8 protein-coding genes are annotated in these 15,932 nt (G+C 61.5%); 3 read left to right on the top strand and 5 right to left on the bottom strand.

Going from position 1 to position 15,932, the window contains the following annotated elements; all coding sequences use genetic code 11:
• Window positions 1-7: 7 nt before the first annotated feature.
• Window positions 8-5,494, top strand: a complete 5,487-nt coding sequence (locus tag U5A52_RS27850; RefSeq protein ID WP_321937040.1) for an AAA family ATPase — start codon at window positions 8-10, stop codon at window positions 5,492-5,494.
• A gap of 310 nt (window positions 5,495-5,804) precedes the next feature.
• Here the strand turns inward: U5A52_RS27850 and U5A52_RS27845 are convergent, their stop codons facing one another.
• Window positions 5,805-6,395 (bottom strand): cytochrome c, encoded by a 591-nt coding sequence (locus U5A52_RS27845; RefSeq protein WP_321936945.1) that lies wholly within the window; start codon window positions 6,393-6,395, stop codon window positions 5,805-5,807.
• A 133-nt stretch (window positions 6,396-6,528) separates the two neighbouring features.
• Between U5A52_RS27845 and U5A52_RS27840 the strand changes: the two genes are divergently transcribed.
• Window positions 6,529-7,275, top strand: coding sequence for a VC0807 family protein (locus U5A52_RS27840; protein ID WP_321913261.1), 747 nt, complete (start codon window positions 6,529-6,531; stop codon window positions 7,273-7,275).
• A gap of 57 nt (window positions 7,276-7,332) precedes the next feature.
• On the opposite strand, the gene U5A52_RS27835 is transcribed toward U5A52_RS27840, so the two are convergent.
• Window positions 7,333-9,249 (bottom strand): kelch repeat-containing protein, encoded by a 1,917-nt coding sequence (locus U5A52_RS27835; RefSeq protein WP_321913260.1) that lies wholly within the window; start codon window positions 9,247-9,249, stop codon window positions 7,333-7,335.
• 421 nt (window positions 9,250-9,670) lie between these two features.
• Between U5A52_RS27835 and U5A52_RS27830 the strand changes: the two genes are divergently transcribed.
• Window positions 9,671-9,973 (top strand): DUF4148 domain-containing protein, encoded by a 303-nt coding sequence (locus U5A52_RS27830; protein ID WP_321936943.1) that lies wholly within the window; start codon window positions 9,671-9,673, stop codon window positions 9,971-9,973.
• A gap of 198 nt (window positions 9,974-10,171) precedes the next feature.
• Here U5A52_RS27830 and U5A52_RS27825 read toward each other — a convergent pair whose 3' ends face one another.
• From U5A52_RS27825 to U5A52_RS27815, 3 genes are all read right to left on the bottom strand, one after another.
• Window positions 10,172-10,429 carry a DUF4242 domain-containing protein gene (locus tag U5A52_RS27825; RefSeq protein ID WP_321913258.1) on the bottom strand — a complete coding sequence of 86 codons (258 nt, stop codon included), beginning with the start codon at window positions 10,427-10,429 and terminating at the stop codon, window positions 10,172-10,174.
• A gap of 57 nt (window positions 10,430-10,486) precedes the next feature.
• The gene (locus U5A52_RS27820) at window positions 10,487-14,110 is read right to left on the bottom strand and encodes an AAA family ATPase (protein ID WP_321936942.1); all 3,624 of its coding nucleotides are present in this window, start codon (window positions 14,108-14,110) and stop codon (window positions 10,487-10,489) included.
• A 294-nt stretch (window positions 14,111-14,404) separates the two neighbouring features.
• The gene (locus U5A52_RS27815) at window positions 14,405-15,895 is read right to left on the bottom strand and encodes a transglycosylase SLT domain-containing protein (RefSeq protein ID WP_321936940.1); all 1,491 of its coding nucleotides are present in this window, start codon (window positions 15,893-15,895) and stop codon (window positions 14,405-14,407) included.
• Between the last annotated feature and the right edge of the window lie 37 nt (window positions 15,896-15,932).

The raw sequence follows: 15,932 nt of genomic DNA, 5'->3' as shown, positions 1-15,932 counted from the left end.
AGCGTCGATGGATAAAAAGGCAAATATTTTGTGGGACGACGGGGAACGTATCTTCTGGAGGGAACCGTCCTCGACGCTAGCTGGCCAGGATGTATTGCATGCGCGGCTCGCCGCAGAGCAGCCCTCGCCCGCCAGTCTCGAGCGTCTTGCCCGCGAGTTCGGGCTCAGAGACGAGCTTGATGGCGAATGGGCAGTGCGCCCGCAAAGACTGGTGCGCGAAGGCGGTCAGGCCTTGTTGTCGTTCGACGACCCCGGCGGCGAGCCGCTCGCAAGGCTGCTTGGCGCGCCGCTCGAGACCGGGTATTTCCTCGAACTCGCCATTGGCATTGCCGCCGCGCTCGGCAAGCTGCATCAGCGGGGCCTCGTCCACAAGGACCTCAAGCCCGCGCACATCTTCGTGCATTGCGCCGATGGGCGGCCACGGCTCGCCGGATTTGGCCTGGCCTCGCGCCTGCCACGAGAGCGGCACGCACCGGAGCCCCCCGAAACCATCGCCGGAACGCTCGCCTACATGGCGCCCGAGCAGACAGGCCGGATGAATCGCTCGGCCGATTCGCGCAGCGATCTGTATTCGCTCGGTGTCACGTTCTACCAGATGCTCACGGGCGCCCTGCCGTTTGCCGCCGGCGACGCCATGGAATGGGTGCACTGCCATATCGCAAGAACGCCGTTGCCGCCGCACACGCGCGCGGATGCCGTCCCCACGGCCATCTCGCGCATCGTCATGAAGCTGCTCGCGAAGACCGCCGAGGAGCGCTACCAGAGTGCCGCCGGTGTCGAGCATGATCTGCGGCGTTGCCTCGCCCACTGGCAGCGTCACCGTCACATCGACGACTTCGCACTGGACGAACACGGCGCCCCTGGCCGGCTGATGATTCCCGAGCGGCTTTACGGGCGCGAGCGCGAAGTCGATTCCCTCGTCGCCACGTTCGCCCGTATTCTCGAGAACGGCATGCCGGAACTGGTGCTCGTTTCCGGTTATTCGGGCATCGGCAAATCGTCGGTGGTCAATGAGCTGCACAAGATACTCGTGCCGCCACGTGGATTGTTTGCGTCCGGCAAGTTCGACCAGTACAAGCGCGATATCCCCTACGCCACGCTTGTTCAGGCGTTCCAGGGGCTGGTGCGCATGCTTCTGGGCAAGTCCGAAGCGGAGCTGACCCGCTGGCGCACCGCATTGCTCGAGGCACTGGCGCAGAATGCGGCCCTCGTGAGCGACCTGATCCCTGAACTGAAGCTCATCATCGGCGAGCCGCCCCCCGTTCCGAAACTTGAACCGCAGCAGGCGAAACAGCGCTTCCTGCAGGTGTTCCGGCGCTTCATCGGCGTATTCGCCCAGGCCGACCATCCACTGGCGCTTTTTCTCGACGACCTGCAGTGGCTCGATGCAGCGACACTGGACCTGCTCGCGGATCTGCTGTGCCAGCCGGACCTGCGCTACCTGATGGTCATTGGCGCCTATCGCGACAACGAGGTGGATGCCACCCATGCGCTGACGCTCAGGCTTCAGGCCGTCCGGAACGCGGGCGCGAAGATAGCGGAAATCCGGCTCGCGCCGCTCAACCGTGCGCACATCGGGCGTCTGATCGCCGATGCGCTCCACTGTGCCCCCGAATCGATCGAGCCTCTGGCGCACCTCGTGCGTGACAAAACCGGCGGCAATCCGTTCTTCGTCATCCAGTTCCTGCATGCGCTGGCCGAAGGCGATCTATTGACGTTCGACCCTGATGCGCGGCAGTGGCGCTGGGATACCGAGCGCATCCACGCGAAGGGTTACACCGACAACATCGTGGACCTGATGGCCGGCAAGCTGACCCGCCTGCCGTGCGCAACGCAGCACGCGCTGCAGCAGCTTGCCTGCCTCGGGAACGTCGCGGACATCGCCACCCTCTCGGCTGTGCTCGGCATGCAGGAGACGCAGGTTCATGCCGTGTTGTGGGAGGCGGTTCGCCAGGAACTGGCCGTGCGGCTCGACGGCGCTTACGCCTTCGTTCATGACCGGGTCCATCAAGCCGCCTATTCGCTGATCCCGGAGGCATCGCGCGCCGACGCCCATCTGCGCATCGGCCGGCTGCTCATCGCGCAGACGCCGGACGACAAGCGCGAGGAGGCGATCTTCGAGATCGTGGGGCAACTCAATCGCGGGGCCGTGCTGATCGGCGACCAGGACGAACGCGAGCAACTGGCCGAACTCAACCTGCTCGCCGGCCAGCGCGCCAGGGCGTCGACGGCCTACACCTCGGCGCTCGCCTATTTCAGCACCGGCGCGGCGGTACTGGGCGACGATTGCTGGCAGCGTCGCCATGACCTGCTCTTCACGCTGGCGTTGAACCGGGCCGAATGCGAAATCCTCACGGGACAGCTGCTGGCCGCCGAAGCGCAACTCGCGGCCCTGGCAAAGCGTGCCTCGACCCCGCCCGAACGCGCCCAGGTCGCATGCAGGCAGATGGAGATCTACGTGCTCCTTCGCCAGACTGACACCGCGATCGCTGTTGGCCTCGCCTTCCTTCGTCACGCAGGCATCGCGTGGTCGCCTCATCCGGATGAGATGACCACGCGCAGCGAATACGAGCGCATCACGTCACTGCTCGGCGACCGGAGCATCGAAGCACTCATCGATCTGCCGCCAATGAACGACGTGGCCGCCCTGGCAACCATCGAGGTGCTGACCACCCTCGTCCTGCCTGCCATCGACACCGATGCGAACCTTGCCTGCCTGACGCTGTGCAAGGCAATCAATCTCAGTCTCGAGCATGGCAACGCCGATGCCTCGTGCGTGGCCTACGCGCGTTTGCCCAGATTTTCCGTCCTGCTTTTCGGCGACTACAAAGTCGGCTTTGAATTCGGCCGGCTCGCCTGCAAACTCGTGGAAGAGCGCGGCCTCGAACGGTATGAAACGCGCACGTATCTGTGCTACTCGCTGTATGTCGCACGCTGGGTGGAACCCGTGCGGGCATGCATTGACCAGCTGCGCTGCGTGTTCGACACGGCGCACCGGACCGGCGACCTGACATATGGCGCCGTCGCGTACGCGCACCTCGTCCAGACACTGCTTCTCATCGGCGACCCGCTGCCCGACGTACAACGCGAGGTCGAGTCCTGCCTTGCGCACGCGAAGAAGCTGCAGTTCGGCATCACCGTCGACTTTATCGAAGAAAAACTCGCGTTGATCCGGACCCTCCGGGGCTTGACGCCCGTTTCAGGCAACCTTGAAGACGCGCAGTCTGACCAGCTGCACGCTGCCCCCGGCCTGCCCCAGTCCCCTGTTGAAAACACAAGATGGTACTGGCTCCGGAAACTGCAGGAGTGCTATCTAGCTGGCGAGTATGAGGCAGCCATGGCGGCTGCGTCGAACGCACAAGGTCTCATCTGGACCACCGCGTACGTCTACAACGAGGCGGCCGAATACTACCTCTATGCCGCGCTGGCGCAGGCTGCCCGTTGCGACGCCATCCCGTCTGGCGAACTACCGCAGCACCTGGAAGCACTGAGTTCCCGTCACGACCAGCTTCGCATCTGGGCGAATCTGTGCGCGGAGAACTTCGCAAGCCATGCCGCGCTGGTCGGTGCCGAAATCGCCCGTATCGAGAACCGCGTAGTCGACGCCGAGATGCTCTACGAGCAGGCTATCGAAACAGCAAAAGAAAGCGGCTTTACGCACGTCGAAGCAACGGCCAACGAACTCGCTTCGCGCTTTTATGCAGCCCGCGGCCTTCAGAAGATTGCGCGTGTGTACATGCAGGACGCACACTACGGCTATCTCCGCTGGGGCGCCAACGCAAAGGCGCGGCAGCTCGAGGAAAAGTATCGGTACCTGCGGACCGAAGAGACCGTGCCCGGACCGACGAATACGATAGCCGCGCCAATCGAGCACCTCGAGCTGGCGACCGTGATCAAGGTCTTGCAGGCGGCTTCAGGCGAGATCCACCTTGAAAGGCTGATCGAGATGGTCATGCGCACGGCCATCGAACAGGCGGGCGCGCAGCGAGGTCTGCTGATCCTTTCCGACGGAGATGATCACCGCATCGCAGCGCAGGCCACTATTGCCGGCGACGGGGTGCGCGTGCAACTGTCCGACGAACCGGTCACTGCTGCGTTGTTGCCGGAATCGATCCTCAACCATGTCCTGCGTACGCGCGAGAACCTCTTCCTGGACGACGCCGCAACCGATCCCAAGGCCGATGCCGATCCCTACGTGCGCGAACATCGCGCACGCTCCATTCTGTGCCTGCCGCTGATGAACGGCGCCAAGCTCATGGGCGCGCTCTACCTCGAGAACCATCTCACTGCCCGTGTGTTCAGCCCCGCCCGGATCGCCGTGCTGAAGCTGGTGGCCTCCCAGGCTGCGATTTCGCTCGAGAATGCCCGTTTGTATCGCGACGTTGCGCAACGCGAAGCCAAAATCCGCCGCCTCGTCGACGCCAATCTCATTGGGATTTTCATCTGGGGCCTCGACGGACGACTGATCGACGCCAACGATTCATTTCTCCACATGTGCCAGTACGAGCGTGAGGATCTGGAGGCCGGGCTCCGATGGTACGACATGACGCCTCCCGAATGGCAAGCGCGCGTCCCATGCGAGTTGGAAGAGCTTGAGGCGACCGGCGCGCTGCAACCCTGTGAAAAGGAGTTCTTCAGGAAAGACGGCAGCCGCGTACCCGTCCTCATCGCCGGCGCGGCATTCGAAGAACAGCCGAACCAGGGCGTGGCTTACGTGCTCGATTTGACCGGGCAGAAGCAGGCGGAAATGAGAATCCGCGAGAGCGAAGAACGCTATCGCGAGATCCAGGCCGAACTCGCCCATGCGAACCGTGTTGCGACCATGGGGCAACTCGCGGCCTCGATCGCTCACGAAGTCAGTCAGCCCATTGCCGCGACGGTGAGCTATGCCGAGGCTGCACTGCGATGGCTGAACCGCGAGCCTGCCAACCTCACCGAGGCCGGCCTAGCGCTAGGCGGGATTGTCAGGGACGCCAACCGTGCCGGGGACGTGCTCTGGCGGCTGCGGCAACTGATCAGAAAAGCGCCACGCAAAAAGGAACCCGTCAACCTCAACGAGGCGATTCGCGAGATCGCCGAACTGGTCCAGGGAGAAGCACGCAAGAGCGGCACCCAGCTCACGTTGCAACTCGCGGAAGATTTGCCGGTTATCGAAGGCGACCGTGTGGAACTGCAGCAGGTGCTGCTGAACCTGATCATCAATGCGCTCGAGGCGATGAGCAGCCTCGATGGCGTGCGGCACGTGCACATCAGCACCGGCGAGGCCGAGGGTGCCTGCGTGATCGTGACGGTGCGCGACTCGGGCCCAGGCTTTGGCCCGAATGCCGAGAACGCGTTCAACGCGTTCTATACCACGAAGGAGACCGGGCTCGGCATGGGGCTTTCAATTTGCCGCTCGATCATCGACGCACATGGCGGTCGCCTGTGGGCGAGCGACTGCTCGCCGCGCGGCGCAGCCGTTCAATTTACGGTACCGCGGCATTCCGCCGTTTGATCGCGACTGTAGCGGTTGCCACCAACAGGCGGCGTCAACGAGCGCTTAGGAGCCCGGATTGTGAGCGTTGCCCGGGCATTTGCGTGATCGCTCGAGGAAAAAGGCATACAGGCATTTTTACGTGACCGCTTTGATCGCCACATACCTGGCCCGCGTAATCGACGACATCAACCGCCGCCAAGTGGGTTGACGGGGCGGTTGAACAGGCGGCCAACTGCACTGCGAACTGGAGAGCCACGACAACGCGCAACATGGAATTGCCCCAGGAAAGACATTCAGCCAGGCGGGTGTGCACATCGGAACAGCTTCGTCAGTTTTGATCGGGCGCGGGCATGGGGCGCTTCAGAGATGCGGCCGTGCTGTCGGCTTGGGCGTTCCCATGGACGAGCAGGTCGTACTTATCCTTCGAAATTCCGCGTTCGGCGTAAATAAAGGCCGCGACTTGCCAGATCGTGTCGTCCGACTGCGTCTTCCCAAACGACGGCATGGCCGTCATGTTCACGCCATGCTTGATCGTCCAGAACATCAGAGCGGGCTTATTCCGGCGGCTCGCAGACAACAGCGAGGGCGCGGCGGGCTGAATACCCTGCCCAACGGCGCTCAGTGGCCGGTCAGGTGCACCATGGCAGAGGGCACAGCTTGCGTCATACATTCGCGCACCTGAACGAATGTTTTCAAATGAAAGCAAGTCGCCAGGCGCGACATCGGATCCGGCATGCCTATGCAACGAGGCCTCGTAAGTTCCGTGCAGCAACTTCGCGACGATCGGATTGTCTTTGGAGCTTGCCGAGACGTCATACACCCCGGAGTACATGAAGGCCAAACCTGCGGCGCCGAGCACGACGAAGAGCGCCACAACGGTAGCGACAACTGTCGCCATTCTGGTACGAAGAAACATCATGATGTTTGTATCGCGCAGCGTGTGTGGAGCTTCAATTCTCCATAGACCGGCTTGCCGAAAAGTGACGCGTGGATTACCGATTTGTTATCTTGGGTCGGCCCGCAACCCGACCTGAGCGCCCTCGCCCCACACCTTGAACGACCATCGCCGTGCGGCCAGCAACGACCAGTCGGTGGTAAGGTGCCTCGGAGATTCGGACGTTCACTTCGCGCCGGTATCGGCCCTCGCCAAAGTCCATGCGCTCGAGATGATCCCCTCTGCCCGGTACGTTCTGGCATTCGTTGTCAATGTGGCATTGCCTGCATTGGCTTACCGGATAGCGCTTCCCCACTGGGGGACACCCGGCGCGCTGATGGCGTCGAGCATACCGTTGCTGGCCTGGATCACTTTCGATTTCGCCCGTTTTCGGCACTTCGATGCCTTGAGCGCAATCGTCCTCGCGAGCCTGGCGCTGTCGCTCGCCTTGCTAACTTCGCCTGCTGGTCGATGGTTGCGCGAAGCACGTGAACCACTGGTAGGTGGTTTCATTGGCGTGCTTTTTCTCCTCTCCTTGCTGGTCAAGCGCCCACTCGTGTTCTATCTCGCGAGATCGACGCTGGCGCGAGAGCGCGAGGGACGCGAACGGGAATTCGACGAAATGTGGCAATCGCGCCCGGCACTCGCGCGATCGATCCGGCTCATGACGGCCGTTTGGGGAATCGGCCTCGTAGCCGAAAACGTGATTCGGGTCTATATCGTCGGGTACCTTGCCGGGCACGACGTGGATCGGCTCTCCACTTTGGTCAGATATGGCGCTTATGCCGGGCTGACGGCCTGGTCGATTCTGTACCGACGCGCCTACATCAGGAATCAGCAACCGCATGCCCAGTTTGAGAAATGATCCCGGCTTGAGACAGACAGCGCGCATGAAATGTCGGTCGCGATCTGCATTCCCGTATCAATGGAACAGTTCGGCGTGAGCCAGTATTCCGCGACCGAGTCCCCCGGTTATGAGCACGCTGCCGTTACCCAGTAGCGTGGCCGTGTGCTGCTCGCGCGCCCAGCTCAGGCTTGCGGTCGGCGTCCAGGTGCCCGTGGCGGGATCGTAGAGCTCGTCCGAGTAGAGGTCGCTCCCGGCCAGTCCGGCGGCCGCAAGCACGCGGCCGTTGGGCAGCAACGTGGCGCTCAGGAAGTCGCGCGCATGGATCAGGCTGCCAGTCGGTGTCCATGTGCCAGCGGGGACGTACCGTTCGACTGACGACAGTTCGACGTTTCCGTCCGTTCCGCCTATGGCCAGCACCGTACCGTCAGGCAGCAACGCCGTGGCGAAGTTGGTGCGCACCTGACTCATGCTACCCGTGGGTGACCAGGTGCCCGTTGACGGGTTGTAGAGTTCCGCAGAAGCCAGGACGCCTGAATCCGTCGCCCCGCCCACGACGAGAACGAGACCGTTGCCCAACAGCGTCGCAGTATGGGAGAAGCGCGCTTGCGCCATGCTGCCTGTTGGCGACCAGGTTCCCGTTGCCGGGTTGTACAACTCTGCCGACGACAGCGTTCCCGACTTTCCCTCGCCGCCCGCAACGAGCACGAGGCCGTTGGGTAACAGCGTGGCCGTGTGAGCGTCACGCGCATCGCTCATGCTGCCGGTGGACGACCAGCTACCGGAAGCCGGGTCGTACAACTCCGCCGACGACTGTTCACTGCCAACGCCCGTTTTGAATCCACCCGCCACGAGCACGTGGCCGTTGGGGAGCAGCGTCGCCGAGTGGGATTGCCGCGCCTGGCTCAGGCCGCCAGTCAATGTCCAGGTGTTCGCAACCGGATCGTACAGTTCGGTGGAGGCAGTGACCTGTCTTCTTTGCCCCCCGGCGACGAGGACCTGGCCATTGGACAGGAGCGTGGCGGTGTGCCGGAACCGCCCCTGACTCATGGAACCAGCCGGTGTCCACGCTCCGGTCGCCGGTTCGTCGATGCCGATGACGATCTGCACCGTGACGCTGCCAGCGCTGTTGCTGCCGGTAAACGTATAGGTCGTCGGCGGCTGCGCCGTGGTCGGCGTCCCGCTGATCGCGCCCGTCTGCGGATTCAGGCTCAATCCGGCAGGCAACGCGGGCGAGACCGAGAAGGAGGTGATTTCATCGCCGGTGGACTGCGGCTCGTCGTACGAGATTGGATGGCCCACGACGTAGATGGGAGCGAGATCCCAATAGCTGAGGCTCGCCGGCGGCTGAGTGACTGCGTGCACCTCGATCGTGAGTTGAGTCTCGACAAAATCGGCACTGTTGCTGCCGGTCACCGTGTAGACGGCCGGCGGACTGACTGCCAGCGGTGTGCCGGAAATGACGCCTGTTTGCGGATCGAACTGAAGCCCCGCAGGCAGGGCCGGCGAAATGCTGTACAGGGTAATTTCTCCGCCTGTGGCGATCGGCGTGTTGGGAATGATTGCCGCGTTGGTCGTATAGATCACTGCGGCGTTCAGGTAGCTCAGGCTTTCCGGGGGGACCACTTCAGCCTTGACCTCGATCTCGACCTTGATGGACTCGCTTCCCGCCGCATTGCTGGCGTTGATCGTGTAAATCGTGTCGGGAGAAACGCCATTTGGCGTGCCGCTGATCGCGCAGGTCTGAGGATCGAGCGATAGCCCCGCCGGCAAAGGCGGCGATATGCTGCACTGTGTAATGGGGCCACCGCCGATGCTGAGCGTATCGGGAACAATTTCAGCGCCCTGCGAGTAGACCACTGCAACGTCGCGTTCGGTCAATCCGGCCGGCGCCGACACGGGCGTGGTGTTGCCGCCTCCACCACCACCGCTGCAACCTGCAGCCAGCGTCGCGGCAAGCAGCAGCGCGCAGGTCACGTTTTGCCTGATATGCATGGATTCGACCCTCGCTCGGTTTTATCAGCTTAGGTCGTGTGGCGAAAATCAGCCAAAAAATAGTGGCGAGCGCGGCATGACCTGGTTAGGAAACATGCCCAGTAACTCCCGTATGAGCATGACATTCGCGTCCAGAGCTGGCTTACGCCACCGTGGGTTAGTTATCCGAAATTGATCGTCTGGGTTAGTCCGGCTTATCGAGCCACTTCATCACGATAGAACGCGTAGACGGCAGCGTCTCGTTTTCACGCTGGATGGCCTCCATCAAATGATGGAGGCCAAAACGATCACTCGCGCATACGATTGAAATGAACGACAACGTCAACGTTTGAGCGCTATAAAGTGCGGCAAACGTCGAACGAAAGTCCGGGCCGTTTGCGGCCCGAATCAACTGGAGTCACTCACCTGGAGGTGGGCAATCATGAAGCCGCTAGTCCACACAGTTTGCGCGGTCGCCGTTATTGCGATGCCAATTGCATCGTCGGCGCAGTCAGACGGGGCGCTGACGCGCTCGCAAGTGCAAGCAGAAATCGCTCAGCTTCAACAAGCCGGCTTCAATCCGGCCAATGCGAATACCGTCGACTTTCCTGCCAATATGCAGGCCAACGAGGCCAGTGCTGCGGGCCAGAGCAGCGGCTATGGCCCTGCAACGAACGGGTCGTCCCAGACGGGACGTCCGGCCAGCCCGAGTGGGATGAAGCCGGTTTTCTTTGGCGGGTCGTAAGCGTTTTCGTCTGATTGATCTGGGCGATGTGGAGCACGCCGTCTGTAGTTGGGACGGCGTGGGAGGTCGTACTGTGCGCCGCGATGGCGGCCGAATGTCGGTCGCCACTTGCGGATTGCCGCCGCTGCGAGCTTTCGTTGGCGGCAATGCTGTCGTTGCATAGACAGCCATCAGAGATTGCATCCGTGCTCCCACCTTCTAAGTAAACATTTCCGGCCGCAAGTCGCTGACCTCGATGATCACATCGGCCGGCAGATTTGCCCGACGTGCAGCGGCGCGGATGGCGTCGGCGTTGGGCGCCTCATACAGGCAATAAGTCTTCTTCTTGTCGGCGCTGAGAAACGAAAAAAGCCACTCGACGCCTTCCTCGTCGTTGATTCTTTTCACAGTTGCAGCACTTTCTCCCGTGACCTCGAGTTGTTCCGCAAAATTGCGTTCAATCATAAAGCGCGGCATGTGACTCTCCTTGAGTAGCGGCGGATCATTGCGCGTCAAACGGTGCGCCAGCCTGTGCTATCTTCTGGGCCAAGCTTCTGTCTGCGCGGTGCCGATGCGCTCCACGAGCGCGAACATCTTGAGTTTTTTGGCTGCGGCTGCGGCCATCGACAGCAGATTTTGCGCTCGTGCTCTATCTTCGCTGCCATTGCGCGCCGCCAGCATGAGCGCGTATTCATGCCGGCCATGCGCCAGCCAGGGCCACGCGCGCAAGCGCTCATCCATGTACAGCGCGTATTCGAAATGCTGTTCGGCAGCAGACCAATCGCCGAGAGCATGGGCCAGTATGCCAAGAAACCGTGCCGCAGATCCGCAGCAAAGCGTAAAGACTGGAACCGTGACGACCTGATCGCGGAATGGCAGGAGAAGGGCATAGATCCGTTCGGCACGTTCGACGTCCCGCAGGCGCGCGGCAACTTCAGCTAGATAGGTCAACGTAACAAGCCGCTTGCTGTCCACGGGGATACCGGATTCCGATTCCGCGATCCGCTCGAGATTGTCACGGGCCTGCGCTTCGAAGCCGAGATCATTGCAAATCAACATGAATCCTGGCCGCCACGTAGTGTCCTCGGAATGCTCATCGACAAACCGCTTGAAGATCGGCGCTACCTCAGCGAGCCGGCCCTGTTCGCGGCGGACCGTAAACATCTGCATGCCGTAGACGCCCGTTGCGAGATTCGCGTCAGCGTTCTGCGCCATCTGCAACGAGTCGCGCGTCTTGCGCTCCGCCTCAGCGAAGTCGCCAACGAGTATGGCCCGCATTGCCTGGGCCCCCGTAACGCACCACTTGTCGACGAAGTGCTGTCCGCTGGCGGCAATCTCCCGATACCGTTCCAGCGCGCTCTCAAAACTGTCCACCTCGCCGATCTCCAGATAGCCGGCAAGACATCGGGCGCACGCATGACCGATGGTGTGGGCATCGCCGAGATCTTCCGCAATCTGCCTGAGCTCAAGCAACACGCTTTCTCGCTGCGCAAACCGGTTAGCAGGCAACGGGAGAGCCCCGACATGCATCAATTCGCACGCCAATGCGTCGAACAGGCTCGGCAGATCGTTCAGGCGTCTGGCGAGATCGACGACCTCCAAGGAAAATTCACTACGATGTTCGCGTGCACCGGTCATATGAACTGTGCGAACAAGGCGACTCAACAGGCGGCAACGTTCGACCGACTCCTCGGTGCCGATCAGGGTGAGCGCCTCCTCCAGCAGAGAAATCGATTCATCTCCGGAGCCTTCGAGGAACGTCTCGGCGGTGTCAAACTCCAACGCTGCCTGCACGAGATGCGACGTCAGCTTCCGTTCGCGGGCAATGCAGGCCGCCTCGCGGAAGGTCGCGATCGCCTCGCGCTGCGCCAGTCTGAGCTCTGCTCTGCCTCTTGTCAGCAGCAGCGTCAGCAGGTGGCTGGACCGAGTCGGCTCGCTGCAGGAGCAGCGGTTGACCAGCTCAAGACCGCGCCGCACATGGGCGATCGCCTCGTCGTAGGCGGCACCCGCAAGTGCCCGCTGCCCGGCCTGCTGCCAATAGCCGATCGCGCGATCCGGCAGATCGGCTGCAGCGAAGTTTTGAGCGATCAGTTCGGGTTGCCGCTCGACGACGTCCGGATAATGTTCTTCAAGAGCGGCGGCGATTAGCGCATGGTAGTGGCGACGGTGCGCAAGCAGCAGGGATTGGTATGCAATCTCCTGGATCAATGCGTGCCGGAATAAATAGGCGTCCCCGCCAGTGAGTTTCCCTGAAGCTGGAATAATGATTTCGGCCGCGATCAGGCAATTGAGCTTTTGCTGAAGTTCATCCTCCGGCCTCGACGCAATCAACCCAAGCAGTTTCCTGCCGAACTCACGTCCCACTGTCGCTGCGATCTGCGCGGTTTCCTTGACTGCTGGCTCCAGCCGGTCGAGCCGCGACAGCAGCGAGCCCTGCAACGTGTCCGGAATCGCGATCGTCTGCGCGGTGCCTTTCAACTCGTAGCTGAGGCCGGCATCCTGCAACAGATCGCCCTGGAGCACGGCCTTGGTCAGCTCCTCGACGAAAAGCGGCACACCGTCCGTCTTTGAGACGATCTGATCGAGTACCAGATCCGGAAGCCGTTTGCCACCCGTCAGTCGCCTGATCATCGCAACGCAATCGCGGCGCGATAGCCGATCGAGATTGATCTGTACGAGATGAGGGTAAGTCCATCCCGGTTCAAACTCGGGCCGCGCGGTGACCAGTACCATTAGCCTGGCGGACACCAGTTGTTCAACCGCAAGCCGAACAAACTCCAGGGATGACGGATCGATCCAGTGCGCGTCTTCAACAACGACAAGTACCGGCTGAACGCGCGTTGACGCTTCGAGCATCGCCACCAGCACGTCGAGCGTCCGGCGCTTGAAGGAAGGGGAAGAGGTGTCAACGGCCGGACGGCGATCTCCTTTTGGCATCCAGAGCAAGTTTGAAAGAACAAGAAGCGTCTCGTCGGCATCGACCCCGAGCCTTGCAATCCCGGCCGCCAGGCGCTCCCTATCCGATGCATTCGAAGCGTCCAGGCCGACGCCGAACGTGCGCTGAAGCCAGCGTTGTACCGGCCAAAATGGGCTGTTGCGATAGTACGCGGAACAGTGAAGCGAAATGATCGTATGCGCATCTTCACTCATGCCGTCGCAGAGCGCCCGCAGCACGCGAGATTTGCCGATTCCCGGCGCGCCGGTCAACAGCACGCAGCGCATTTCGCCATCGACACTCTGTTTCCAGCGCCGCCGGATCATCTCGAGTTCCGCGGTCCGGCCGATGAGCGGTGTGATCCCTTGGGCCGCCCTGATTTCGAAGCGGTCGATCGTATCCGCTTGCGCGAGTACACGTTGAACCCGGACCGGACCCGTGACCCCCTTCAGTTCATGGCATCCAAGGTCTTCAAGCTTGAACGATCCTTCGATCAGGCGCTGGGTGGCCGGTCCCACGACTATCGCATCGGGCGGGGCGAGCGACTGTAGCCTCGCGGCGATGATTGGCGCCTCTCCAACGATCGAGCGCTGAACGAGCGAAGATCCAGCGCCAATCGCGCCGACTACGACAAGTCCCGTCTCGATCCCTATCCGCGCCTGCAGGCGCACGCCGTACTCCGGCTCGATGAATTCGTTGGCCTCACGAAGCGCAGCTATGGCGGCGAGAGAGGCAAGCACCGCACGTATGGCATCGTCTTCGTGCGAATCGGGATAGCCGAAATAGACGTCCAGGCCGTCGCCGATATAGTGAGCGATATGGCCTTCGTGAGCTTCAATCGCGCGTGCACAAGCTTGATGGTAGACCCCTAGCAGACGTCGCATGTCCTCTGGATCGAATCGCTCCGCTAGCGCTGTCGAATCGATGAGGTCGACGAACATCACCGTGATTTGCCGCCTCTCTGCATCGATGGCTTCGGAAGCCGGCGACGAAGACAAGGCTCTGCATGCCTCCACCGGCACAATCGAATGTGCGTGGGCTTCGGTCAGCGCCGCAAGTCCTTTTGCGAGCCGCTTCCGGTCGCCAAGGGTAAGGCCAAGCTCCTTCAGGTCAGCCTCGGAAAGATCGCCGAGCACATCCCAGTCAATCCCTTGCGACCTGAACTTTGCAGCGTGCGCGCCAAGGCCAACCTGCGCTAACCATGTCGTCAGATCGTCGGTCATTGCTGCATCTCTGGAATGCCCATCCAGCCTTATCATCGGCGAGGTAGCGCAACTTGTCCATGCGGCTCACATCTCTTCGCGGCAGGTACGGGGACGCTCGCGTGCGAGTGGACTTATTAAGTAGTTGCGACGAACATTGCATCGCCTCGTGACTTGACGAGTGTCGTCTCCTCGCGCGTCCACTTCGCTGCTATTTTCTGCGTGCGTAGATCACCGTGCGAAGGTCGATTGTTTAATTGGAGAGGTGTTTCGATGGCAGCTAGCTGGTGCTAGCGGTCATCGGCGCGGCCCTGCTCATCTGCGTACCGTCCCGACCGCTTGCGTGCGCGCGGCTTGGGCATCGGCAATCAAGCGATACGATACGTAATACTTATAGATATTGCGCACGTATGTGGGCGTCTCCATGCCGATCTTCCCGGCGACGACGATCTCGACATTGTTGAACCAACTGTCCGGATCGAGCCGGCGCTTCAATGCTTCGTCGCGCATTCTGGCAATCTTCGATGGGCCCGCGTTGTAACTCGCGAAGGCAAAAAGCGATCGGTCATTCTCACTGAAGTGCGCGTTCGGAAAATAGCGGGTCATCAGTTCATCCATGTATTTCGCACCAGCGTGGATGTTGGGCTCCGTGACCATGATGTTGCCCACGTTCATCTGCCTGCCAGTAGCAGGCGTGATCTGCATGATGCCGACTGCCCCAGCGCGGCTGCGGGCGCTCTGGTTAAGCTGCGACTCCTGAAAGCCCTGAGCGGCAAGCATCAGTGGATCAAAGCCATATTGCCGGCCGTACGTCTGGAAAATCGCGATCGTCTGCTCGAAGCGCCGAAGCTCTTCAGACTCATCGTTGTTACGAATCTGCTTGAAGCGCCGCATGTACCTCTCCAGGCGATACTCTTCGATGCTCTGCTTCTTGACATGGTTGAGAAAGAAGTCCGCCATCGCGTCCCGGAGTTGCGGACTGTTTTTGCGCATCGCCCAGCCGGTATAGCCTTCGGTTCGCACGGCGAGATCGTTGTGAACCTTGATGTTTGGTAATACCTGAGCCCACAGCCTGGCCTTCCATTCGTCAACGACCAGAATCTGCAGCAGACCGGCGTTGAGCATTTCAAGTGCGTCCTCATCTTCGAGCGCATCAGGCAAAAGCACGATCTTTAAGGGAAGCTTGCCGCTCGCGCGCAGTTGCCTGTCGAGTGCAGTGAGGCTCTCATAGTAGCTTGACGAGCGCCGCACCTGGACTGTCTTTCCGGCCATGTCGTCCAGCGTTGCGAGTCGCGGCGAGCGCGGCCCCGTCACGACCAGTTCGCGCACCGGTTTGCGGTTGGGTGGCACAAAAAAGTCGGCCAGTTTCAACCGTTCGTCGGTGACCGTGAGATTGCCCGCGGCAATATCGCCCAGCCCGGCGTTCAGGTTAGGCAGCAGCCGGTCGCGCGTCGTCGGAATCAGGAACACCGTGAGCGGGCGCTTGCCAAGGCGGTTCGCGTAGGTCTTGTTGATATAGCGTTCAAAGTCACGCATGAGCTCTGCGGTCAGTCCGCGCTCGTGCCCCTTGTCAATGAAATAGAGGGTGCGGCTGTAGGGCACGAGTACGCGAAGCTGGCGCCGCTCGAGGATCGCATTGAAGTCGCCCTGCCACGGGATGCTGGGCACGCTGAGCTGATGCACGGGCGTGGGCCGGAGCGCTGATGCCGGGGCCGAGTGCTGCAACGCACCAGCCGATCCCTCTCCAAGCGGCGCGATCGCGCATACAAGGCTGACGATGAGCCTGAACATAGGTGCGAAAGACATGGTGTCCTCCTATGCCCCGCGGCGACGCTCGACCATC

It is taken from the genome of Paraburkholderia sp. J8-2 (assembly GCF_905220195.1).
GTDB lineage: Bacteria > Pseudomonadota > Gammaproteobacteria > Burkholderiales > Burkholderiaceae > Paraburkholderia.
Note: the sequence above shows the minus strand (reverse complement) of the source record. Positions and strands in the feature narration are given on the sequence as shown.